The sequence below is a fragment of the [Zimmermannella] alba NBRC 15616 genome (genome assembly GCF_001570905.1).
GTDB classification, from domain to species: Bacteria; Actinomycetota; Actinomycetes; order Actinomycetales; family Microbacteriaceae; genus Pseudoclavibacter; species Pseudoclavibacter albus.
This window is the reverse complement of record NZ_BCSO01000018.1, coordinates 1-22,455: the sequence shown is the minus strand read 5'-3', so window position 1 is coordinate 22,455 and position 22,455 is coordinate 1. Positions and strand designations below refer to the sequence as shown.

At 66.1% G+C, this 22,455-nt stretch carries 19 protein-coding genes and 1 riboswitch; of the genes, 3 read left to right on the top strand and 16 right to left on the bottom strand.

Annotation, left to right across the window (positions count from 1 at the left end):
• Positions 1–71: 71 nt before the first annotated feature.
• From ZAL01S_RS09415 to ZAL01S_RS09385, 7 genes are all read right to left on the bottom strand, one after another.
• Positions 72–725, bottom strand: coding sequence for a TrmH family RNA methyltransferase (locus ZAL01S_RS09415; protein WP_066082563.1), 654 nt, complete (start codon positions 723–725; stop codon positions 72–74).
• A gap of 54 nt (positions 726–779) precedes the next feature.
• The gene (locus tag ZAL01S_RS09410; RefSeq protein ID WP_066082561.1) at positions 780–1,799 is read right to left on the bottom strand and encodes an ABC transporter substrate-binding protein; all 1,020 of its coding nucleotides are present in this window, start codon (positions 1,797–1,799) and stop codon (positions 780–782) included.
• A 15-nt stretch (positions 1,800–1,814) separates the two neighbouring features.
• Positions 1,815–2,672, bottom strand: coding sequence for an ABC transporter permease (locus ZAL01S_RS09405; protein WP_083523247.1), 858 nt, complete (start codon positions 2,670–2,672; stop codon positions 1,815–1,817).
• Positions 2,673–2,889: 217 nt separating this feature from the next.
• Positions 2,890–3,016: riboswitch (FMN riboswitch) on the bottom strand.
• Between the two features lie 28 nt (positions 3,017–3,044).
• On the bottom strand, positions 3,045–3,467 hold the full coding sequence (locus ZAL01S_RS09400) for an SRPBCC family protein (protein ID WP_066082559.1): 423 nt from the start codon (positions 3,465–3,467) through the stop codon (positions 3,045–3,047).
• Positions 3,464–4,651: a hypothetical protein gene (locus ZAL01S_RS09395; RefSeq protein ID WP_159421675.1), complete on the bottom strand. Its 1,188-nt coding sequence runs from the start codon at positions 4,649–4,651 to the stop codon at positions 3,464–3,466. Before ZAL01S_RS09395 ends, ZAL01S_RS09400 begins: the two co-directional genes overlap by 4 nt.
• Positions 4,652–4,692: 41 nt before the next feature.
• A complete protein-coding gene (gene pyrE, locus ZAL01S_RS09390; RefSeq protein WP_066082555.1) occupies positions 4,693–5,241 on the bottom strand; it encodes an orotate phosphoribosyltransferase in 549 nt (182 codons plus the stop codon).
• 76 nt (positions 5,242–5,317) lie between these two features.
• Positions 5,318–6,040, bottom strand: a complete 723-nt coding sequence (locus tag ZAL01S_RS09385) for an endonuclease domain-containing protein (RefSeq protein ID WP_159421674.1) — start codon at positions 6,038–6,040, stop codon at positions 5,318–5,320.
• A 413-nt stretch (positions 6,041–6,453) separates the two neighbouring features.
• Here ZAL01S_RS09385 and ZAL01S_RS09375 point away from each other — a divergent pair, with 413 nt between their 5' ends.
• Together ZAL01S_RS09375 and ZAL01S_RS09370 are read left to right on the top strand one after the other, a co-directional pair.
• Positions 6,454–7,290 (top strand): exodeoxyribonuclease III, encoded by an 837-nt coding sequence (locus tag ZAL01S_RS09375; protein WP_066082549.1) that lies wholly within the window; start codon positions 6,454–6,456, stop codon positions 7,288–7,290.
• A 160-nt stretch (positions 7,291–7,450) separates the two neighbouring features.
• On the top strand, positions 7,451–8,038 hold the full coding sequence (locus ZAL01S_RS09370) for a nitroreductase family protein (protein WP_066082547.1): 588 nt from the start codon (positions 7,451–7,453) through the stop codon (positions 8,036–8,038).
• A gap of 86 nt (positions 8,039–8,124) precedes the next feature.
• On the opposite strand, the gene ZAL01S_RS09365 is transcribed toward ZAL01S_RS09370, so the two are convergent.
• On the bottom strand, positions 8,125–10,299 hold the full coding sequence (locus ZAL01S_RS09365) for an ATP-dependent Clp protease ATP-binding subunit (RefSeq protein ID WP_110467163.1): 2,175 nt from the start codon (positions 10,297–10,299) through the stop codon (positions 8,125–8,127).
• 295 nt (positions 10,300–10,594) lie between these two features.
• On the opposite strand from ZAL01S_RS09365, the gene ZAL01S_RS09360 reads away from it, so the two are divergent.
• On the top strand, positions 10,595–11,896 hold the full coding sequence (locus ZAL01S_RS09360; protein WP_066082545.1) for an alpha/beta hydrolase: 1,302 nt from the start codon (positions 10,595–10,597) through the stop codon (positions 11,894–11,896).
• An 11-nt stretch (positions 11,897–11,907) separates the two neighbouring features.
• Here the strand turns inward: ZAL01S_RS09360 and ZAL01S_RS09355 are convergent, their stop codons facing one another.
• The 8 genes from ZAL01S_RS09355 to dnaK all read right to left on the bottom strand — a co-directional run bounded on the left by ZAL01S_RS09355 (position 11,908) and on the right by dnaK (position 22,102).
• On the bottom strand, positions 11,908–13,362 hold the full coding sequence (locus tag ZAL01S_RS09355; protein ID WP_066082543.1) for a maltokinase N-terminal cap-like domain-containing protein: 1,455 nt from the start codon (positions 13,360–13,362) through the stop codon (positions 11,908–11,910).
• A gap of 138 nt (positions 13,363–13,500) precedes the next feature.
• On the bottom strand, positions 13,501–14,685 hold the full coding sequence (locus ZAL01S_RS09350; RefSeq protein ID WP_159421673.1) for a class I SAM-dependent methyltransferase: 1,185 nt from the start codon (positions 14,683–14,685) through the stop codon (positions 13,501–13,503).
• Positions 14,686–14,803: 118 nt separating this feature from the next.
• Positions 14,804–17,011, bottom strand: coding sequence for a S8 family peptidase (locus ZAL01S_RS09345; RefSeq protein ID WP_066082539.1), 2,208 nt, complete (start codon positions 17,009–17,011; stop codon positions 14,804–14,806).
• A gap of 114 nt (positions 17,012–17,125) precedes the next feature.
• Positions 17,126–17,818, bottom strand: coding sequence for an SDR family oxidoreductase (locus ZAL01S_RS09340; RefSeq protein ID WP_066082537.1), 693 nt, complete (start codon positions 17,816–17,818; stop codon positions 17,126–17,128).
• Between the two features lie 150 nt (positions 17,819–17,968).
• Positions 17,969–18,409, bottom strand: a complete 441-nt coding sequence (locus ZAL01S_RS09335) for a heat shock protein transcriptional repressor HspR (RefSeq protein ID WP_066082535.1) — start codon at positions 18,407–18,409, stop codon at positions 17,969–17,971.
• Between the two features lie 2 nt (positions 18,410–18,411).
• The gene (locus tag ZAL01S_RS09330) at positions 18,412–19,395 is read right to left on the bottom strand and encodes a DnaJ C-terminal domain-containing protein (RefSeq protein ID WP_066082533.1); all 984 of its coding nucleotides are present in this window, start codon (positions 19,393–19,395) and stop codon (positions 18,412–18,414) included.
• 83 nt (positions 19,396–19,478) lie between these two features.
• A complete protein-coding gene (locus ZAL01S_RS09325; protein WP_066082531.1) occupies positions 19,479–20,234 on the bottom strand; it encodes a nucleotide exchange factor GrpE in 756 nt (251 codons plus the stop codon).
• A 2-nt stretch (positions 20,235–20,236) separates the two neighbouring features.
• Positions 20,237–22,102: a molecular chaperone DnaK gene (gene dnaK, locus ZAL01S_RS09320; protein WP_066082529.1), complete on the bottom strand. Its 1,866-nt coding sequence runs from the start codon at positions 22,100–22,102 to the stop codon at positions 20,237–20,239.
• Positions 22,103–22,455: the final 353 nt, after the last annotated feature.

The following is a 22,455-nucleotide window of genomic DNA, read 5'->3' as shown; positions in this document are numbered from 1 at the left end:
ACAGCAGTTTTCACTTTGGTGGCGGGGAACATGAACCGGCCGACTCGGTTTGACATTGGAGCTGACGCTCTCTAGTGAATGCCGTGCACCGGCGCGTGCACGCGTACCCATTCATGCATCACAATCGCCGCCGCTGCTGCCGCGTTCATCGAACGCGTGGAGCCAGCCTGACGGATCTCCACCACCCGCTCCGCAGCAGCAATCGCCTGCGGCGAGCAGCCCGGGCCCTCTTGCCCAAAAAGCAAGACACAGCGGGCTGGCAACGGAGCCGCATCTACCGGCTCAGATCCGGGCACATTATCGACCGCCACAATCGACAGGCCCTCCGACGAGGCCCACTCTTGGAAAGCCTCGATCGTGTCGTGGTGATGAACGTGGAGGTAACGGTCCGTCACCATGGCACCCCGACGGTTCCACCGGCGACGCCCAATAATGTGCACCGCTGCGGCGTTAAACGCGTTTGCGGTTCTCACAATCGAGCCGATGTTGAGGTCATGTTGCCAGTTTTCAATCGCCACGTGAAAGGGGCGGCGCGAGCGATCAAGCTCTTGGACAATCGACTCAACGCGCCAGTAGCGGAAGCGATCAATGACGTTCCGACGGTCTCCGTGCTCGAGCAGTTCAGGATCAAGCCGCGGGTCGTCTGGCCATGCGTCCGACCCGCCTGGGTAGGGGCCAACGCCGTGGGTTGGCCCGTCACCGCGATTCGTCTCTTCGCTACTCACCTTCTGAGGGTATCGGCGAGATCGTCACACCTGAGCCCCGTTGGACACCGCGCCTCATTGCACAGGCAAGTATTCGTTCGTGAACGTGTCCTCAGCCCGCGGCGTCTCGCCACTCAGCAGCTTGTGCTCTGCCATGAACTCGACCATCCGTTGCCACGTCTCCTCGTCATTCGCAAAGCGCACGTCTCCAGACTTCGCTTCGAGAAACGGGATCGTCGCGTCAAGGGTCGCCCGGGCAGCATCACGCTGCTCACTCGACGTGAGCGTCGGGATGAACTCCTCGGCCGCCGTCATCGCCTCTTCCGGATTGGCGATGAGTTCGCCTGTCGCCTTCGCCAAGGCGATAAGAACCTTTGATGCGCTCGCCGAGTGAGCTGCTAGCGAGGTACTCGATGCCGCAAGCGCTGGGCCTACAAGCGACTCGTCGTCGCCCGTGAACGCTGGAATCACGCGTACTGGGAATCCCGCGCGCTCAAGCTGAACTGCGTCGTTATTCGCATAGCCCATGACCGCATCAACCTTGCCGCTCGTGAGCGCCGCCTGCTGTGTGTAGCCGATGTGCTCCAAGCTGAGGTCATGCTCGCCAAGCTTGGCTTCGGAGAGCAAGGCAAGCAGTGCAGCGTAGGTCTGCCCGTAGGGGCCGGGCACGCCAACCTTGTGCCCCTTCAGGTCCTCGCCCGACTGGATCGACGAATCCTTCGGAACGATGAGCGCCGCGGGGTAGCTCGAGTAGAGCGTTGCAATACTCACGACGTCCGTCCCCGCAGAGCGAGCCTGCACAATTTCGTCACCACCCGCGAACACAAAGTCCTCCGTGCCGTTCGCGAGCGCACCGAAGAGCTCCTCGCTCTCGCCGTGATGGCGCAGCTCAACGTGAACGCCCTGCTCCTCGAAGTACCCCTTTTGCTCTGCGAGATAGAAGGGCGCGAACTGAATGTTCGGCGTGTAGGTGAGGCCGATCGTGACCGTGTCTTCGGAAGGCGTGCTGGGTTCGGCTGCACAACCCGAAAGGCCCACGACGGCAAGGCCGAGCACGAGCGCGGCAGTTGTGGCGCGACGGAACGAGAAACGCATGGTGGATCCTTCCGATCAGTGGGATGTCGTGGTGAGCGAGCGGTCGATGCTGCCTCGGCCGAATGACGTCGACGGGGCGTGCTGCCGTGCGCTCGTTTCGCCGGGAGCAAGGCGTACAAGCAGACCGAGCGTACCAAAGAGCAGCACCGCGAGCGCAATGAGCAGCAGCAGTGTCGCGAAGAGTCCTTCCGTGTCATTCGCGTCGCGGTGGAGAGTCAGGAGCATCCCAAGACCCTTGCTACCCATCGTGAATTCGCCGACGACGGCGCCGGTCACCGAGAGGGCGGCACCGGCACGGATCCCCGCGACGATGCTCGGGAAGGCGAGCGGTAGTTCGATGTGGCGAAGGCGCGCCCACCAGCCGGCGCCGTCCAGGGTTGCCGCCTCGAGCATGTCACGGTCAAGCGAGTGGATGCCGATCGTCGTTGTCACGAGCATCGGGAAGAACGCCGTCACCGCACAGAGCACAACGATCGGCGGGAGGCCGTAGCCGATCCAGAGCGCGAGGAGCGGGGCAATCGCGATCGCCGGGACCGCCTGCGATGCGGCAATGAACGGGCTCGCGGCGAGATCGATGAGACGCACGCGGGCGACGAGATAGCCGAGCGGCAGCGCTATGAGCGCCGAGACGAAGGTGCCGAGGAGCGCCTCTACGAAGGTCGTGCCGGCGTAGCGGAAGATGCGGCCATAGCCAAGTTCCTCCGCAAGGCGGGTGAGGACATCCACCGGACCCGGCAGAAAGGTGCGCGAGGTGGTGAAAGAGAGGAGCTGCCAGAGGCCGAGGAGCACGAGCGCAAGGACGGTCGGGGCTGCCCAGCGCGCGTTCGAGCCAGCGCGGGCACTTGCGCGGCGCCGTACCGTCGGCTGCTGCATCCGGATCTCCTTCGTTGGGGCTCCGGGATGCTTCGGGAGGCTTCGGGGCGCGTCATCCACCCCGGTAGTGCACATCGCCGCACGCAAACACGTTCGGCTCTGCTGGCGCCGTGCGGTCGCTCAGCTGTGGCGTCGTCAAACACCGCCCCTTGCGAGCCTCGCGTCGCCCAACACCATCGGTTGGATGCCACGAGCAGGATGCAGCGGGTGCTGCATCCACGTGCGCCTCCCATCCGGACTTTCACCGTCGGTTCCGGAATTCCACCGGATCGGGCCGCCCTCGAAAGGGTGGCTTCGCGGACTTTGACCGCCGGCTCAGATTTTCACTGACCCCGGAGCACGTGCTCTGCGATGAGGATAGCAGTGCGCCGCTTAGCGGACGAAGCGTCGCTCGACGTAGGCCTTCGCGTTCTTGAGCTCGTTCTGGATGGCCTTCGAAGCGACCGGTCGGGCAAGGCCCAGCTTCTCGGCCATCCCACCTGCGTCGAACTCCACGTCGATCGTGACGCGCGTATCTTCCGGGCCGAGCGCCTGGGTACGCGCCTGCACGTCGAACGCCTGGCCGGGGGTTGCACTTGTCCAGACGACACCCTCGGGGCCCGCACTCACGAGGCGCACGTCAAGCTGCTTGCGCTTGCCCATGAACGCGACCGTCCAGCGCGCGACGTCGGCGCTGATCGGCTCGACCTCCTCGATGAAGGAGAGCATGCGCGGGAGGGTGTGCAGATCGGTGAAGAGGGGCAGGATGTGCTGCTCGGCAACGATGACGTCGATGGACTCGCTCACGTGGGTCATGCCGCGAGGCTACCGCTCCAGCTTCCGCCATCGCTGCGAGCGACAAAGCAGGCGTAGTGCTGCAAGCCAGCGTCCCACTCGGCTTGGCTTGCTGCGTAGCGGACGTCGATGACGAGCTTGTCGACCTGTTTTGCCTTCTTTTCGTCGAGGACGGAGGTGTCTTGGCAGCTGAGCTGGGCGCGGGCGCGCAGCTGCTCCTCGCCCGGGTAGGGGCCGCCCTTGTACGGGTGGGCCGGCACCTCGGCGAGGAACTCGGCGGCGTGCTCGCCCGTGCACTCGGTGGTCTGCCACTCGGCGGCCCAGGCGTTCGTGAAGGTGCTGAAGCACTGGCCGGGTTCGAGCGCCGCATAGGGGACGCCGGTCGGGGTCGGGTGGGAAAGGTTCGAAGCGGCAAGCTCTTCGGGGCTCGGGGCGCGCTTCGCGAAGGGGTTCACGATGGCGCCGACGATGAAGGCAAAGATGGCGAGGACGGCACCGGCGAGAAGGACGCGGTTGCGGAAGCGGCGTCGGGCACGCCGGGTGGCCCGGGCTTCGCGGTCAAGCTGCTCGTCCTTGGTTTCCGAGAGGACGTCACGACTCGAGGACTTCGCGGCTTTTTCTTCTTCGAGGCGGAGCTGGCGCTGGTCTTCGCGTTTGAGGAGCTCGCGGTCTCGTTGCGGGATGAAGCGGGGCGGGACGACGGGGGTTCCTGCGGCCGGTTCGGCGTCGCTCGTTGCCTGGGGTTCAGGGGTGTGGGTGGGCTGTGCAGGTGCGACGGCAGGGTCGGCCGATGGTGTGGCATCGGATCCTACCCGGACGGTGTGACTCAGGCGCTTCGGGATGCGCGGGGCAACGACGCGGGGAGGCTGCGCCTGCTCTGGGGTGCTCGTGTTCCCGGCACTCGTGCTCGGTGGCGTGGCCGCGGACGCGCTCGGCTGGCGCGTCTCGGCGTCGCCCGTCCTCGTGACGCCGCGTCGCGCAAGCGCACGGAGCGACTTCACTTCACTCGCGGTCGTTGTCTCGTCGGCGAGCGCAGGGTCAGCCTCGCTCTTGAAGGCGCGTGAGCTTACCGGTGCTGTCGCATCAACGTGTGACGTTGCAGGCGCCTGGGCCGGCTGCTGGGCTGGCTCCACATCCGAGTACTGGCCGCGCAGGCGACGCGGCAGGAACGAACCCCCACGAGATCCGCCCTCGCGCGACGTCACGCCATCCTCCCCCGGCATGTGCGACTCGAATGCCGGTGCGCCTAGGCGAGGCCGAGGTCTTCGAGACCGATCGCGTAGCGGTACGGGTAGCCAGCTGCCTCAATGCGCGGGCCAGCCTCCGTTGCGCGGTCGACGATCGTGCACACGGCGACGACGTTCGCGCCAGCCTTCTCGAGTGCCTCGATCGCCTTGAGCGGCGAGCCACCGGTCGTCGATGTGTCTTCGAGGACGACGACGCGCTTGCCCTCGACTTCGGCACCTTCAATCTGGCGGCCGCGGCCGTGATCCTTCGGCTCCTTGCGCACGACGAAAGCGTTCATCGTGCGACCTTCGGCGACGCCCTGGTGAAGGACGGCGTTGGCGAGCGGGTCAGCACCCATGGTGAGGCCACCCACGGCATCCACGGGGCCGAACTCGTCGATGAGCTTGAGCAGGATGCGGCCGATGAGCGGGGCCGCGCGATGGTCGAGCGAGAGCTTGCGAAGGTCGATGTAGTAGCTGGCCTTCTTGCCGCTCGTGAGCGTGAAGTCACCGTGGAAGACGGCTTCGTCGCGGATGAGTTCAATGAGTTGCGCGCGGTCATCAGTCACCCCACCAGCGTACCCGCCACCCGCGGCCCGTCCCGCCCCAGTTTCCTCCTCCGGAAATCTGGCATTTCAGGGGCCCTCATGCCACATATGGCCACGAATGGCTCCGAGATGCCAAATTTCCGGAGGCCGGGCACGGCAATCCCTGCTGACGCCAGCGCGCATTCCGACGACTCCAGTAGTGATCTCGAGACCTGACAACCGCAAGGATCCGTCTCTCAAGATCCCCTATCGAGTACATGACTTCGGCATACGTCGTTCGGAGCGTCAGGAAGCCCAGGGCGGCTGCGTTCGCGTCACGAAGCCGATCCTTCGCAAAGCCGGATGCAGTGTCATGGAATTCGCGCCCGTCGACCTCCAGGATCAAGCGATCGCCGATCAGGAAGTCGACGACGCCCACCTCCGGGATAAGCACCTGCGTTCGAAACCGGATCCGGAGTCGGCGCAGCATGATGCGGACAAGCGACTCAAGCCCCGAACCAGCACTCGGGTCGAGGAGCTGCACGACCTTGCTCACCCCTTGAATCTGCCCCGCCAGGTACTCCAGCGACTCATGAGTGAACAGCCCCAAGCGCAGGGCCGAGTCCAATACCGCGACGGCGTCGGCTCGTTCGAGGCACCGCGCCACAGCGGCCGCGGCCGCAAGCGGCGTGTCCACGCCCGTCAGCGATTGCCGCACCAGGCGGCGGGGAAGAAGGTGATTCACCGTTCGCTCATCGAGACATTGATGACGACGGTCCACCCGCACGTGCAGGCCGTGATCACGCGGCGCCCAGCTCCCCCAGAGCTGGAAGGCACTCACGCAACTCAGGACTCCGCCCTGACGAACCGCGACCACTACGTTCACGTTGGCGTGCGGCACGGCGAGCCAACCATGTCGAACTCGCACCAGCGCGCCATCCCGAAGGTGCCGTCGTTGAGCGGTGTTGTCGACGCCGTGCTCGATGAACCAGGCAGCACGCGCAACTCCCCCATGTTCTGAGTGCAACCAATCCAATGCGTCCACCCGTCCATCACACCAAGCAGATGACGACAAAAACCGGTTATCCACAGGTCTGACCTCGAGCGTCCCCGGGACGCGAGGAGGTCAGCTCCGGATTTTTGGCATTTGGGCAGGGTTCGCACCACATATGGCCACGAATGGCTCTGTGATGCCAAATTTCCGGAGGCGGGGCACGGACCGGAGCGCAGGCGTCGGGCGGGTAGCGTGGGGGCATGCGTGTTGCGACGTGGAATGTGAACTCGGTGCGGGCCCGGTCGGCTCGAATTGTGGACTGGCTGGTGCGGGAGGACGTCGATGTCCTTGGGATGCAGGAGATCAAGTGCAAGCCGGAGCAGTTCCCGCGCGAGGTGTTTGAAGAGGCGGGCTACGAGCTCGAGATCCACGGGCTCAACCAGTGGAACGGCGTCGCCTTCGCGAGCCGGCTTCCGATGAGCGAGGTGACGGTCGGGTTCGACGAGATGCCGGGCTTCGGCGAGGAGCTCGAGGACGGGACACTCCCCCTCGAGGCCCGCGCGCTCGGCGTCACCGTCGAAGACATCCGCCTCTGGTCGCTCTACGTCCCGAACGGCCGCGAGCTCACGCATCCGCATTACACGTACAAGCTCGCGTGGCTCGAGCGACTCCGCGCCGCAACCGCAGCCTGGCGCGCTTCGAATCCGGGCGCCCCGCTCGCACTCATGGGTGACTTCAACATTGCCCCCCTCGACATCGACGTCTGGGACATGGCGGTCTTCGACGGCGCAACGCACGTGTCGGCGCCGGAGCGAGCCGCCTTCCAGGCGTTCCTCGATGACGGTCTCGTCGACATCACCCGCGACCGCGGCATCGAGGGCTACACCTACTGGGACTACCAGCAGCTGCGGTTCCCGAAGAACGAGGGGATGCGGATCGACTTCATCCTGGGCACCCCAGAATTCGACGAGCTCGTCGTGGATGCATCCATCCACCGCGACGAACGCAAGGGTGAGGCGCCGAGCGATCACGTCCCCGTCATGGTCGAGCTCGATGTGGCGACGAGCCTTGACGATGACGTGCCGATGATTTTCTAGGGCTGCAGCCAGCGTTCGGATGCCCCGCAGAGCTCGTGTCGCTCCGACCAAAGAACTGCACTCTCAGCTGATCGGGGCTTCTTCGCTGCCGTGTCCTGGCGTCCAGATTCTGAGCACTCGGGTGGGTTAGCGTGCATCCACTGGACCACGGAGGTTTCCCATGTCTCATCCTGCCGCACCACGCCGCAATGCTGTCTTGCCGTCGGTGAACAGCACGATCGCGAACCGGTGGAGCCCGCGCGGATTCGATGCGCGTCACGAGCTCACGGATGAGATGGTGGACACCCTGTTGGATGCTGCCCGCTGGGCACCGTCGGCGTCGAACACGCAGCCGTGGAGCTTCCTCGTCGCACACCGCGGCACGCCCGAGCACGCGCAGATCGTGGAGACGCTCATGGGTTTCAACCAGACGTGGGTGCCGAGCGCTTCCGCCCTGTTCGTCGGCATCGTCGAGGAGGAGCGCGAGGGTATTCCGCTTCCGTGGGCGAAGCACGACCTTGGCCAGGCGACGGCGTTCCTGCTGCTGCAGGCCACGACGATGGGGCTGCACACGCACCAGATGGGCGGCTTTGGGGCGGACAAACTCGCAGAGGCGTTCCAGATTGACGCCCCATTCTCTCCGCAGATCATCATTGCGGTGGGACGCCACGACTCGAGCGACGCGGTGCCTGCTGAGGTTCGTTTGAAGGATCAGGCGCCTCGCGAACGCAAGCCGCTCGCAGACATGCACTTCCGGTCGGAGGCGTAGGCCGCCTCACTTCACGTGGGCGAACAGCCCCGGCCCGGGCGATCCGCTGATCGCCCGGGCCGACTTGTTGGCGTCGGAGGCCGCCTCTACTGGGCCGGCTCAGCCTCCGCCCGTGAGGCGGAGACGAGCTCGAGCCCATCGCCGTCTGCACGCACCTGAACGACCACGGCATCCCCGTCGTGGATGGCTCCCGACAGGAGCCCCTTCGCGAGGCGGTCGTCGATTTCCTTCTGCATGAGTCGACGCAGCGGCCGCGCACCGTAGATCGGGTCGTAGCCACGTTCGGCAAGCCAGGCGCTGGCATCCTCGGTGACACGAAGTTCGAGACGTCGCGATGCGAGGCGCTGCTGCAGTCGGTCGAGCTGCAGGGCAACGATCCGCGCGAGCTCGTCCTGCGAGAGGGCCGAAAACACGACGATGTCGTCGAGACGGTTCACGAACTCGGGCTTGAACGCCTGCCGCACGGTGGCGAGCACCTGCGACTCCTTCTGGCTCCATGTCGTGAGCGGGTCGATGAGGAACTGCGAACCCAGGTTCGAGGTGAGGATGAGGATGGTGTTCCGGAAGTCGACCGTTCGCCCCTGGCCGTCGGTGAGACGACCGTCATCGAGCACCTGCAGCAGCACGTCGAATACCTCGGGGTGTGCCTTCTCGACCTCATCGAGGAGCACCACTGAGTACGGCCGGCGGCGGACCGCTTCCGTAAGCTGACCACCCTGCTCGTAGCCAATGTATCCCGGAGGGGCACCGACCAGTCGCGCAACCGAGTGCTTCTCGCCGTACTCGGACATATCGATGCGGATCATCGCGCGTTCGTCGTCGAAGAGCAGCTCGGCGAGAGCCTTCGCGAGTTCGGTCTTGCCGACGCCCGTCGGACCAAGGAAGAGGAAGGATCCCGTCGGCTTGGACGGGTCGGACACGCCCGCGCGCGAACGGCGGATGGCATCCGCCACGGCTGCCGCGGCGCGCTCCTGACCAATGAGTCGCTTGCCGAGCTCAGCCTCGAGCGAGAGGAGCTTGTCCATCTCACCCTGCATGAGCCTGCCAACCGGGATGCCCGTCCAGGCTGCGACAACACCGGCAATGTCTTCGCTCGTGACGTGGTCGTTCACGAGTCGAGCACCGCCGTCTTCGGCGCGCTCAGCCTCGAGGAGCTGCTTCTGCAGAGCAGGCAGCTCACCGTAGAGCAGGCGGCTCGCAAGCTCGAGCTTGCCCTCGCGCTGCGCCTTGTCGGCGCGAACGCGAACGTTGTCGAGCTTCGTCTTGAGCTCACCGATGCGGTTGAGGCCCGTGCGCTCCTGCTCCCAGCGCTGCTGGAGCGCCTTGAGGTCCTTCTCGAGCGAGGCGAGCTCCGCACGCAGCGAGGCAAGCCGCTCGACCGAGGCAGGATCGTGCTCCTTCTTCAGCGCGAGCTCTTCGATGCGCATACGATCGACCTGACGCTGCAGCGCATCAAGCTCAACCGGCGAGGAGTCAATCTCCATGCGAAGGCGCGAGGCCGCTTCGTCGATGAGGTCGATCGCCTTGTCAGGGAGCTTGCGCGCCGGAATGTAGCGGTGCGAAAGCGTCGCCGCCGCGACGAGTGCCGAGTCGGCAATCGCAACCTTGTGGTGTGCCTCGTAGCGCTCCTTGAGACCGCGCAGGATGGCGATGGTGTCTTCAACGCTCGGCTCGTCGACGAGCACCTGCTGGAATCGACGCTCGAGCGCAGCATCCGCCTCGATGAACTGACGGTATTCGTCGAGCGTGGTCGCGCCAATGAGGCGGAGCTCACCGCGCGCGAGCATGGGCTTGAGCATATTGGCGGCCGAGATGGACGACTCACCGCCACCCGCACCCATGAGCGTGTGCAGCTCGTCGATGAAGGTGATGACCTTGCCATCGGACTCAGTGATCTCCTTGAGGACAGCCTTGAGCCGTTCCTCAAACTCACCGCGGTACTTCGCGCCCGCGATGAGGCTGGCAAGGTCGAGCGCGACGAGCTCCTTGCCCTTGAGTGAGTCGGCAACGTCGCCCGCGACGATGCGCTGCGCAAGCCCCTCAATGACACTCGTCTTGCCAACGCCGGGCTCACCAATGAGCACCGGGTTGTTCTTCGTGCGTCGCGTGAGCACCTGACTCACGCGACGGATCTCGGCGTCTCGACCGATAACCGGGTCGAGCTTGCCGGAACGCGCAATATCGGTGAGGTTCACACCGTATTGCTCGAGGGCACTCTTCGCGTCCTCGTTGGGGGTGGGTGCCCCCTGCATGTTCGCCATGTGGCGCCTCCTGATGGATGATGTCGGATTCACCCAGCGGAACGTGACCTGAGTGACCCCGCAGCACATTCCCTGAGTCGTGATGACTCAAGTTTAGGAAGAGTCATCCCAGAATGCGAGCCATCTGCTGCACCTCACGGCGAACCTCAAGCTTCTTCATCCCCACCGAAAACCCACATCACAGGCCCCACATCGCTCGCACCAACAAGCCTTCCGGGGACCACCGACATTCGATCTCCGAGCACACACGAAGCACACCCATCACCCCACCATCAGCACGTTCTAGGCTCGTGACGTGCATCACCCGCTCGGACTCCTCCTCACGAATGCGCCCGAAGACCGGGCCGCGCTCGAGCGTGCACTCGTCGACACCCCACCGAGCACCGACGAGGTCCGCGCCTGGTGGTCGGCGCTCACCACCGAGCAGCGCCGAGAACTCGAGACCCTCGCCCCGCTCGCGATCGGTAACCTCAACGGCGTCCCGTGGCCCGCCCGCATTCGCGCGAACCACCGCACCCTCGCCGAACTCCTCGGCGATGACAGCCACGAGGACCTCGGCGAGCGCCTCCGCAGCATGCTCCACGCGAATGGCCTGAGCTTCATTCCGGACCACATCGACCACCTCCGCGAGCGCCTCCAAGCTCTGCATTCGGGCCCCGGATTCTTCACCCGAGACGCCCTCCCGCGCTTTCTCATCGGCTTTGACCCGGAGCGCTCGAGCGTCATCGAATACCTCGGCCACCGCATCCGCGACACCGACGACGCCTACCTCTCCCCCTTCGCCGACGAGACGAGGTTCGTGGGCCTCTTCGTGCCCGGCAACGACTCCGACCCGCTCGAGTTTGAAGGCAAGGCGCACACGATGTCAGAGGCGGTCTACCTCGCGAACGGCATCGCGGGCGACAACGCCGCGGGCATGATCGTCTGGCAGGGAGGCGTCTTCCCGCACGGCCCGCAGGTCCTCTTCGCGGAGCGCGCACGGAAGCTCTCAGCTCCCCTCGCCCGCTTCGGCAACAGCATCCCGCGCAGCCCCGACACCGCCATCGTTGCCTATGGATTCAGTTTCGGCGGCGCCGTACTCGGCCTTGCCCTTCGCCGTGGGCTCGAGGTCGACCGGGTCGTGCACATCGCGAGCGCGGGCCTCGGGCACGGCATCGCGGGGCTCGATGACCTCCCCGCACGGGCTCGCGTCCCGCACTTCGCGATGCTCGCGCCCGGGGATGCCACGGTGGGGCCCGTGCAGGGACTCAACGCCCGGCTGCCCCTCCTCGGCAGGCTCGGACACGGCGCATCACCCGTGCACGCAAAGGGCGTCGTTCGAGTTGAGACGGGGTGGCTCGACGCGAACAACCCCGGTCAGCTCCTCCTCGGCCACATGAGCCTTCTCGAGAAGTGGGGCACGACCGCGAAGCACACCATGGCTGCACTCCTCGCGGGCGGCTCGGTGGAACTCACGGCCCCGCGCCGAGGCTGGTGGCGACTCGCGGAACGACTCGCGCTGCCCGTCTCCCCCATCACCGCCCGCGGTTACGTACCGCAGCGGATAGAGGTCCCGGCAGCACGGGCACGCACCCGCGCCGCCAATTCCGGCCAGTAGGCGATCGCCGCCTACTTGTTGCTTGCAGCCGACTCGCGCTCGCCAAGCAGCCGCTCAATCGCGCCCATCGGGATGCCGAGCCAGTCGGGGCGGTGGAGAGCCTCGTAGCGGGCCTCGTAGAGCGCCTTGTCGATTTCGTACGCAGCACACACGCGCTCATCGAGGAGGGCCCGGAGCTCTTTGCCCTCGATGCCCTGCTCAACGAGCCCCTCGCCGTATCCCTCAATAAAGGCCTTGCGCGCGGCGATCGCCCAGTCGTGGGCCTGCTCGCTGCCAGCGGTCATCGTGAGTGAGCCGGAAACGTAGTCGAAGGAGCGCAGCATCCCGGCCACGTCGCGCACCGCGCAGTCGGGGGCGTTGCGCACCTCGAGTGGCGAAAGTGGTTCACCCTCGAAGTCGAGCAGCACCCAATTGCGGCCCGGCACCGCGAGCACCTGGCCAAGGTGGTAATCGCCGTGGATGCGCTGCGAGATCGGCCACTCGGCGTCACGTGCCGCTGCAAAGCAGGCGAGGGCCCGTTCGCGGAACTCCGCGAGCGCGGGTACCTCGGCGATGGCCGCGTCCAGTCGCGTGCGCATCGCGGCGAGGGCCGCCTCAACGCGCTCGGGCGTTGTCGGGACGGTTGGCATGACCTTGCGGAGAACGGCGTGTACCTCGGCAGTCGCCTGCCCGAGCGTGCGGGCAGGGGTGAGGAAGTCGTCACCGGAGGCTCCTGCCCGAAGCGCCGCCCGCCAGGCGTCCTCGACGCCGGGGAGGAACTCTTGCACGAAGACGAGGTTGCCGCGCGCGGGGCGGTCGCTCACGCGCGGATCGAGCCACATGCCGGAGACGTTGCCGACGACCGCGGGCACGCGGCGGGATCCGGCGCTGGCGAGAGCGGTCTGCAGCGTGACGTCCGGGTTGTCGCCGTCGGCGAGGATGCGGAACACCTTCATGATGATCGGGGTTGCGGCCTCGTCGTCGCGGCGCATTTCGCAAATGATCGAGGTGTTGGACTGTTCTCCGTCGAGGACGCGGCTCGAGGCGAAGTTGCCGAGCTGGATGCCGGGCATGGGGAGCCCGAAGGCACGCGTCACGTCATCGCCAGTCTCGCCCCCGGCCTGCCCTTCGCTGGCGACGAGGGCAAGCAGGGCCGCCGCGAAGGCGGGGTCGTGCGGACCGTCGATGACGGTGCGGCTTGCCCCGTCGTGCTGGATCGAGCCGAGGTAGCCGCGCGCGGAGGCGTCGCTATCGGCTTCGCGGAGCACGAGGGGCACCTGGTAGATCGTGGCGGCTGGCACACTGCCACTCTCGGGCAGCGTCTGCTCGTCGACAATGAGCGCGACGATGATGCGGTAGACATCCTCGTCGTCGCCTATGTGCTCGAGGACATAGGACCCGAGGTGGCGGAGTTCGGACGCGCCTGAGCCTCGAAACCAGCGCTGCTCGGGCATCCAGTCGCGAAGAAGGTCGATGAGGGTTCGCATCGGGGTCGCCTCTCTGGGTTGGCTCGTGCGCGCTTTGTATGGGTCACGCGGCAGGGTCGTAGTTCAGGTTAGCGAGGGTGCCTTGGTGGAGACGGTGGATGTTGCCCCGCCGTGCTCGGTTCCTGCCTCACGCCCGCGTCAGGCCCGCTCGGCGCGAATGCTGAGCGTCACGATGAACTTTGCGTCGCGGTGAAGTTGGCGCGTGGGGCCGACCACACGCTGCAGTGTCTGCCGATGCCCGAGGTGGGCGTTAAAGACCGTGAGCATGAGGCCGCCGGGACGGAGGGCTTGTGCGGCTCCGCGGAACATGGGCGCGGCGAGGTCTTCGACCACGGCGAGGCCGTCGTGGAAGGGCGGGTTGCACAGGACGAGATCGATGCTCGCTGGCGGTACCTTGGCTGCCGCGAGGTCTCGCTCGACATGGATGCGGTCGTCGAGGCCGTTCGCGCGAGCGGTCGCTGTGGCACTCGTCACTGCGGCGAGGGAGCGGTCGCTCGCGGTGACACGTGCCGTCGGCCAACGTCGGGCGGCGACGGCGGCGAGGATGCCGGTGCCGCAGCCGAGGTCGAGGATGTTGAGCTCGTCCTGGCCGTCGAGGTGGCCCATCTCGGTGACAAGCTGCGGCTGCTGCAGCACGCCGAGGAGCGCGCGGGTGCCGAGGTCGAGCTTGGCTCCGGCGAAGGCTCCGGGGGTTGCGCAGACGATGAGCGGGCCGCCGAGTTCTCGGTCGTTAAGGATGGTGTCGCTCTGGAGATCTGACTCAGGTGTCACCTCACCTCGCGGCTGGGAGGCGACGAGGGCGCGCGCTTTTCGGGCCCCTCGTGTGGCCCGAACGGTAGTGAATCCTTCCGCGAGGATGTCGTTCATGCCGCGGTGGAGGTACTTTTCGCGGCCGCCGAGGATGAGGATCGCGTCGGGTGCCGCGTGGCGCCCCGCGAGGAGACTCAATGCCCGGAGTTCCGCATTCGTTTTCGGGAGTTGCCCGAGGATGAGTTGGGCGTCGGCGAGGAGTTCTTGCTCGAGTCCGTGCCAGTGTGGTGCGTTCTCGTGGTGTGCGGTGTCGGCGCGCAACTGCGCTTCGGCGTCGAGGGCGTCGTTGCGAGCGGCGATGCGGAGGCGGCGAGCAGTCGTCGCGTCGTGTGTTTCGGTGCCGAGTGTTTCGAACAGGCCGTGCCAGATTGCCCCGTCGTCGTCGATGAGTGCGATTCGGGTGAGTTCGCGCGGGGCGTGTTCGGGCGTCGCGCCGCGCAGCAGCTCGCGAGCCTCACTGAGGACGCGTTCGAGTGCGGGGTCGATGCGCTCGTCGCTCGGCTCGTTGCTCATGGTGTTCACGTTATCGCGCGGGCTGTCCTCGCCCGCAGTGGGGTGGCGTGCCTGGGCGCAGTTGCCGCTGCCTGTCAACCCACGATTCGATCAGCTCCGTGCCCGGATCGCGGAGTGCCTAGTTCTTGCTGTCTGGGTCGCTCATTCGCTGCGGGGCCCGGTACTCCTCAACGTTCTTCGCTTTGATGACCTGGCTCGGCCAGAAGTCCGAACCAAGCTCGTAGGGCTTGGTTGCCTCGTAGCGGAGCTGCGGACGCGGCGGTGTTGCCGGCTGCTGCGAGGAGTTCGCGCCGGGGACGGTGCCGCCGAGGCGCTGCTGCGGCGGTGCGGGAGGCGTGCCCATGGATGGCGCCGACGGCCGGGATGCGGACAAGCCCGCGGGCTGTCGATACTGCGGAACCGGATGCTGCCCGTAGCTGGGCACGGCGCCCTGAGGGGCCGGCAGGGATGTGGACAGCGAGGCCTGTGCGGGGTATCCGCTCGTGGCTGGCGAGCGGTATCCCAGGTTCATGTCTGGAGCAGGACGCGGCCCGCCAGGCTGCGACGCACCGGCTTGCGGTGTCCCGGCCTGCGGAGCGCCGTGTCGCGACGCCCCCGCCGCGGCAGAGGTTGCATCGTTCGGGAGCGGCGCCTGCGCACCCCAGCGATCGGGCGAGGGAACCGCTGGGGAACCACCAGCTGCAGCAGGTGTCGAGGCCGGCGCACCATACGTCGGCGTCCCATAGCTGCTCACGCCGTATGCCGCAGCCCGGGGCGCGTTCATGCCGTACGGCGAGATCGTGGCGGCGCGACTGTACGGATTCGCACCGTAGGGCGCAGGCGTTCCGGGAAGCTGCGATGCAGAGCCGGCCGGGCCATACCCCGCAGGGCCGTATCCAGCCGAGCCATAGCCAACGGGGCCGTACCCCGCCGGCCCGTAGCCGCCCGAGCCATACGGCACCGCGCCCCACGCGGCGCGTGCATAGGCGGGCTGCCGACGCTTGCGCGCGATCGTCGCGATGATGAGGATCGCGAGGAGGACGACCGCTGCAACAAGGAGCACTTCACCGAGCGCTCGAACGGCAAGGTCGCCGCTCGATGGTGCTACTTCGGGCGCCGGATGCTGCTCGTCAACGGTCGGAAGCGCACCGACCTCCTCGGCCATCCGGTTTGGCTTGTCCACGGGGGTGGAGCTGCCGAGCTCGTGATCGACGGTCTCGATGCCCGGGTCGGTCGAGCCACGACCACCGGAACCGAAGATATCTGCCGGCGTGGGGACAAGGTCGGTCTTGCCGTCGTCGCTGTCACGAATGAGCGGGTTCTCGTCGGGGAAACCGGTGGGGTTGATCGCGACGAGATTCTGCGGCGACAGCAGACCGAAGCCTTCTTCGTTCGTGCGTTCAAGTGGCTTCCACCCCTCGTTGGAGGTGGTGCGGATCGCGGACTGCAAGAGCTGGTTCGGGGTCGCGTCGGGCCACGCCGATGAAGCGAGCGCGAAGACGCCGCTCGTCCACGCTGTGGCGGGCGAGGTGCCGAGCGACAGCCCGTAGCTCTGCCAGGCATCGTGCCCGGTAGCGGCAGCCGCACGAATGTCGACGCCGGGGGCAACGAAGTCGAGACGGGGCGAGGTCACGGTCATCCCATCGTCCTTGCCATCAGGGTCGACGTTCTCGATCGAGACGACGCCGTTTGCGCCAGAGATCGGGTCGGATTCGTCGCCGTCTTCGTTCTGTACTGCGACGTCGATAATGGCGCCCTTGGCGAGCGCCAGCGAGAAGGCCTTCTCGATGTCACGGATGCTGCCCCATCCGATCGAGAAACTGAGGATCGTGGCCCCCTGTGCGAGGGCATCCTCAACAGCCTCAGTCAGTGAGGGGCGGCAATTTTTTGGGGTCTCGATCACGGCATAGTGGAGGAGTCGTGCGTCTGGCACCAGACCTTTCACGCCGCGCTCCGACAGGCCGCTGCCGACGCCTTCGCCGTTGCCGACGATGAGGCTCGCCATGCCGGTGCCGTGCTCGGCCTTCTCGCCGTCCTCGACACCGTCATAGCCCGCGCAAATCTCTCCGGTGCGCGGCTCGATATGTTGGCCGACAAGGTCAGGAGCCTTGGTGTTGATCGGCGAATCGAAGAGCGCAACGGTGACGCCTTGACCGCGGTACCCCGCCTCGTGGAGCGCCTCGATGCCGAAGTCGTCGTAGTACCAGAGGCCGTCTTGAGTGTCGGCGTGCGCGGGTTCTGCGGCCAACGGGAACCAGAGCGCAGCGATGCCGATGAGCGCAGCACACACGAGCTGCGCGAGTACGGCACGCACCAGGCTGTGCTGTGATGCCTCACATCGGCTCATGGTGTACTCCTGTTCCCTCGTGCGTGGCAAGATGCCCGCACTGGTTCGATCAGCGCCGCAGCTGAGATGTTCCCAATCCGCCAAGAATCCATCTGCCACGATGCCGTGGCGCGGCTACTGCGGTCGAATCTGCAGCTCGTCGATGTTGCCACCACGCGGGGTCTCCACCGCGAGCCGCACCGCCTGCGCCACAGCCGCGGGCGTGAGGTAGTCATCCTCCCGGTATTCGCCACCCTCCATGGCACGAAGCTCCTGCTGCATGTCTGTCGCCACACGACCGGGGTGGATGGAGGTGACTCGCACGCCGTGTGCGCGCTCTTCATCCCGAAGCGCGTCACTCCAGGCCCGAAGCGCGAACTTCGAGGCCGAGTAGACGGAGCTCTTCGGATGCGAGGTGAAGCCCGAGCCGGAGTTGATCGTGATGACACTGCCGGACCGCGCGCGGAGCCCGGGCAGCGTGATGCGCGTGAGTTCGTGTACCGCAGCAACGTTGACAGTGAATACCTGGAGGAGATCGTCCACATTGACCTCAGCAATTGGCTCATGCGGGCCAATGAGGCCGGCCGAGTGGACGAGGACATCGAGCTCGGGCAGCATCGCGGCACGATCGGCAATCGACGACAGCTCAGCAAGATCAGCCACAAATCCGCTCGCGTCACCAAGCTCGGCCACAACGGCATCCACCGCCGCCCGACTGCGGCCCCCAATGATGACGTGATGCGTACGGGCAAGTTCGCTCGCAATGGCGCGGCCAATACCTCGCGTTGCGCCGGTAATCAACGCGACGGGGCGGGATGCTGCAGTCATCGAGTGTCCTTTCACGCGGGCCACGGTGCGGCCTCATCAACATGCGTGCCCAGCATGTCAGCTACCACCGACATTCGATTGTGGATGCCCTGACCGCCAGCACGACAACGGGGCTCCGGCATCAGCCGAAGCCCCGTGTTCACCCATGTGTTAGTCGTCGACGCGACCCGGGCGCCACACGACGAGGTCGGTGCGGCGGCGAGCACGCATACCCTGCGCGAGGGTGATGACATCCCCCGCCTCGCCAGCCGCAAACACGCGCTGGCCGGGACGCTTCAAGCGCTCATCCGCAAGCTCTGACTCGAGCGCACGCACGCGCTTCTCGAGGGTGCGCACCTGCTCACGGAGCGCAAGCACGCGCGTAATGCCCTCGAGATTCAAGCCATCGGCGGCGAGGTGAGAGATCTCGCGCAGCTCAGACACGTTCCGCAGCGAGTAGCGACGGACGTTGCCGCGCGTGCGCTGGGGCACCACGAGCCCGAGCCGGTCGTACTGCCGAAGCGTCTGCGGGTGCATCCCCGCAAGCTCGGCGGCAGCGGCAATCGAGAACACGGGCGCGTTCTCGTCAAGCTCTTGGTAATCGACACGCATCGCTAGACCTTGGCCTTCCGGAGGAGATCCTCTCGCGGCGATTCTGCCGGGCTTGCCTCAATGAAAGCATCGAGCGCCTTCTCCTGCGCACTCGTGAGGTGCGAGGGGACAGCCACAACGAGCTTCACGAGGAGGTCACCCTTCGCCGACTTCGTGGCGATACCGCGACCGCGAACACGCAGCGTCTTGCCACTCGACGAGCCCGCTGGCACCTTGACGCGCACCGTGTCGCCATCGAGCGTCGGCACCTCGACCGTGGCACCACGGACGGCCTCGGCAAACGTGACCGGAAGCTCAACAACGAGGTTCTTGCCCTCCTTCGAGAACACCTCGTGCGGACGCACGCTCACCTTGAGGAGGAGGTCGCCCGCCTCGCCACCGTTCGGGCTCGGGGCGCCCTTGCCGCGCAGGCGGATCGTCTGCCCGTCATCCACACCGGCCGGGATGCGGACGGAAACCTTGCGACCGTCGGCCTCAAAGGTCTTCGTCTCGCCAAGCGCTGCCGCACGGAAGTCGATCGTGACGGAGGCGCGCTGATCGCGACCCTTCTGCGGGCCAGCCTGGAAGCCGGTGCCGAAGCCGCCGCGTCCGCCCATGCCGCCCGCCTGGCCACCAAACATTTGGCCGAGGAGGTCTTCAAAGTCGGCGTTCGTGTACTGCTGGCCGCCGCGGCGACCGCCAAAGCCGCCGAAGCTGCCGCCAAAGATGTCTTCAAAGCCGCCAGCACCGGGGCTGAAGCGGGCACCACCCGCACCCATGGCGCGGATCTGGTCGTACTCGGCGCGCTGCTTCTCGTCGGAGAGCACCGAGTACGCCTCGGAAATCTGCTTGAAGCGCTCTTCCTTCGCGGTGTCACCGGGATGCGTGTCCGGGTGGTTGTCGCGCGCAAGCTTGCGGTAGCGCTTCTTGAGGTCGGCGGCCGAGATGTCCTTCTCGACGCCAAGGATCTTGTAGAAGTCCTTTTCAAGCCAGTCTTGGCTTGCCATGTGAGTCCTTTCACTACGTATGAGGGGCGGGGCACGACGCCCAGCCCCTCATACGCCCGTACCGTGATGCGGCAGGGAGTTGGCTAGGCGCTCGGCGTGAACACGGCCACCTTGGCGACGCGCACGATGCGCTCGCCGTAGCGGTAGCCGCGCTGGACGACGTCAGCGACGGTTTCGGTCGTCACCTCGGGGTTCGGGATCTGCGCGATGGCCTCGTGCTGGTTGTGGTCGAAGACCTCACCCTGCTCGCCGTAGGCGATGAGCCCCGAACGCTCGACGATGCCGCGGAACTTCGCCGCGATGACTGCGAGCGGGGTGCCCTCGACGAGGTCGCCAGCCTGGCCTGCGCGGTCGAAGTCGTCGAGGATCGGCAGGAACAGCGCGAGCGCGTCGGCTGTGTTGCGGTCCTTCGCTTCTTCGCGCTCCCGGTCGGTGCGGCGACGGTAGTTGGCGTACTCGGCCTGCACGCGGCGGAGGTCGTCGAGGCGTTCCTCGGCGAGCTTCGCCTCGGGCGAGAGTTCGGCGGTGCCGCTCGTGGTGGCGTCTGCGGCGCCCTCCACGGGTGCCTCGTCAACGCCTTCACCAGAGAGCAGCTTCTCGAGGTCGTCGTCCGAAATGCTCGGCTCGGCGCTCGTTTCGACTGTTTCCGACTGCGATGCGTTCGCGTCTGCGGCAGCATCGCCCGCCGGGGTGGCTGCAGCGGAGTCGTCCTCCGCCGCAGCCTCCCTAGCGTTGACGCCGCGAACCTGACCGGTCACGGGGTCGATGCGCCGCTTGTCGAAGACCTGCGGCTGGTCGTGCTCGTCGTGCTCGTTCTGGTTCTCGTGTGCGTCAGTCATGGCTACTTGCCGTTCTCCTCGTCGTCAACAACTTCGGCGTCGACGATGTCGTCATCGTTCGAGCCTGCGGCGTCAGCGTCGGCCGTGGGAGCCTCGGCGCCAGCCTGCTCTGCCTGAGCTGCTGCGTAGATGGCCTGTCCGAGCTTCTGCTGCGACTCGGCGAGCTTGTCGGATGCCGACTTGATCGCGTCATCGTCGTCGCCAGCGAGGGCTGCCTTGAGGGCGTCGACGTCCGCCTGGACCTCCGACTTGACGTCGGCCGGGAGCTTGTCGTCGTTCTCGTTGATGGTCTTCTCGACCGAGTAGGCCATCGTCTCGGCGACGTTGCGCTGCTCAGCAGCTTCGCGACGCTTCTGGTCTTCAGCAGCGTGCTCTTCTGCCTCGCGAACCATGCGCTCGATGTCTTCCTTCGGGAGACTCGAGCCGCCCGTGATCTTCATCGACTGCTCCTTGCCGGTGCCCTTGTCCTTTGCGGAGACGTGGACGATGCCGTTGGCGTCGATGTCGAACGTAACCTCGATCTGCGGCACACCGCGCGGAGCCGGTGCGATACCGGTGAGCTCGAAGGTGCCGAGGTTCTTGTTGTCGCGCGTGAACTCACGCTCACCCTGGAAGATCTGGATCTGGACCGAGGGCTGGTTGTCGTCAGCCGTGGTGAAGGTCTCCGAACGCTTCGTCGGGATCGCGGTGTTGCGCTCAATGAGCTTCGTCATGATGCCGCCCTTGGTCTCGATACCGAGCGAGAGCGGGGTGACGTCAATGAGGAGGACGTCCTTGCGGTCACCCTTGATGACACCAGCCTGGAGGGCTGCACCGACGGCGACGACCTCGTCCGGGTTGACGCCCTTGTTGGGCTCCTTGCCGCCGGTGAGCTGCTTCACGAGTTCGGTGACGGCCGGCATACGGGTCGAGCCACCGACGAGGACGACGTGGGCGATGTCGTTCACCGAGACGCCCGCCTCGCGGATGACGTCCTCGAAGGGCTTGCGGGTGCGCTCGAGGAGGTCCTTCGTGAGCCCTTCGAACTTGGCGCGCGAGAGGCTCGTGTCGAGGTTGGCCGGGCCCTCCGGGGTGACCGAGAGGTACGGGAGCTGGATGCTCGCGTTCATCGAGCTCGAAAGCTCCTTCTTGGCCTGCTCGGCAGCTTCCTTGAGGCGCGTGAGGGCGATCTTGTCGCCCGAGACGTCGACGCCAGTCTGCGACTTCATCTCTTCGACGAGGAACTTCACGATGCGCTCGTCCCAGTCGTCACCACCGAGGCGGTTGTCACCGGCGGTTGCGCGAACCTGAATGGTCGAGAAGTCGTCATCCTTGCCCACCTCGAGGAGGGAGACGTCGAAGGTACCGCCACCGAGGTCGAAGACGAGGATGAGCTCGTCTTCCTGGCCCTTGTCGAGGCCGTAGGCGAGTGCTGCAGCCGTCGGCTCGTTGATGATGCGGAGAACGTTGAGGCCAGCGATCTCGCCGGCTTCCTTCGTGGCCTGACGCTCAGCGTCGTTGAAGTAGGCGGGGACGGTGATGACCGCGTCGGTGACCTTGTCGCCGAGGTACTGCTCGGCGTCGCGCTTGAGCTTGCCGAGGGTACGGGCCGAAATCTCCTGCGGGGTGTAGCGCTTGCCGTCGATCTCGTCGGTCTTCCAGTCGGTGCCCATGTGGCGCTTGACCGAAGCGATGGTGCGGTCGACGTTCGTGACGGCCTGACGCTTGGCGCTCTCACCGACGAGGATTTCGCCATCCTTTGCGAAGGCGACGATCGAGGGGGTGGTGCGCATGCCCTCCGCGTTGGCGATGACCTTCGGCTCGCCACCCTCGAGGACTGCGACCACGGAGTTCGTCGTACCGAGGTCGATACCAACTGCACGTGACATGTGTTGTGCTCCTTGTTGCTTGGGGGTTGTGACTCCGGCCGAGCCTGCGGAATGCGGATCCTGAGCCGGGATGACTCAAGTATGCGAGTTGAGTCATCCCGACGCAAGTTCCATTCGCTGAGAGTTGAGTGTGAGCGACTCAAGTTCAACCCCACCCCGACTCCGCCCCCACTTCCTCCCCCTCCTTGCTTCCTCCCCACCCCGACTTGCCCCCTCCCCACCTTTTCTGCGCCAAATGTGCGGTGCGGTGCCACATTTGGCACCGCACCGCACATTTGGCGCAGATTTCTCGCGCGTGCGGGCTGACGGAGCGGGGAGGACGCAGCGGGACGGGGGCGCGGGGGACGGGGGCG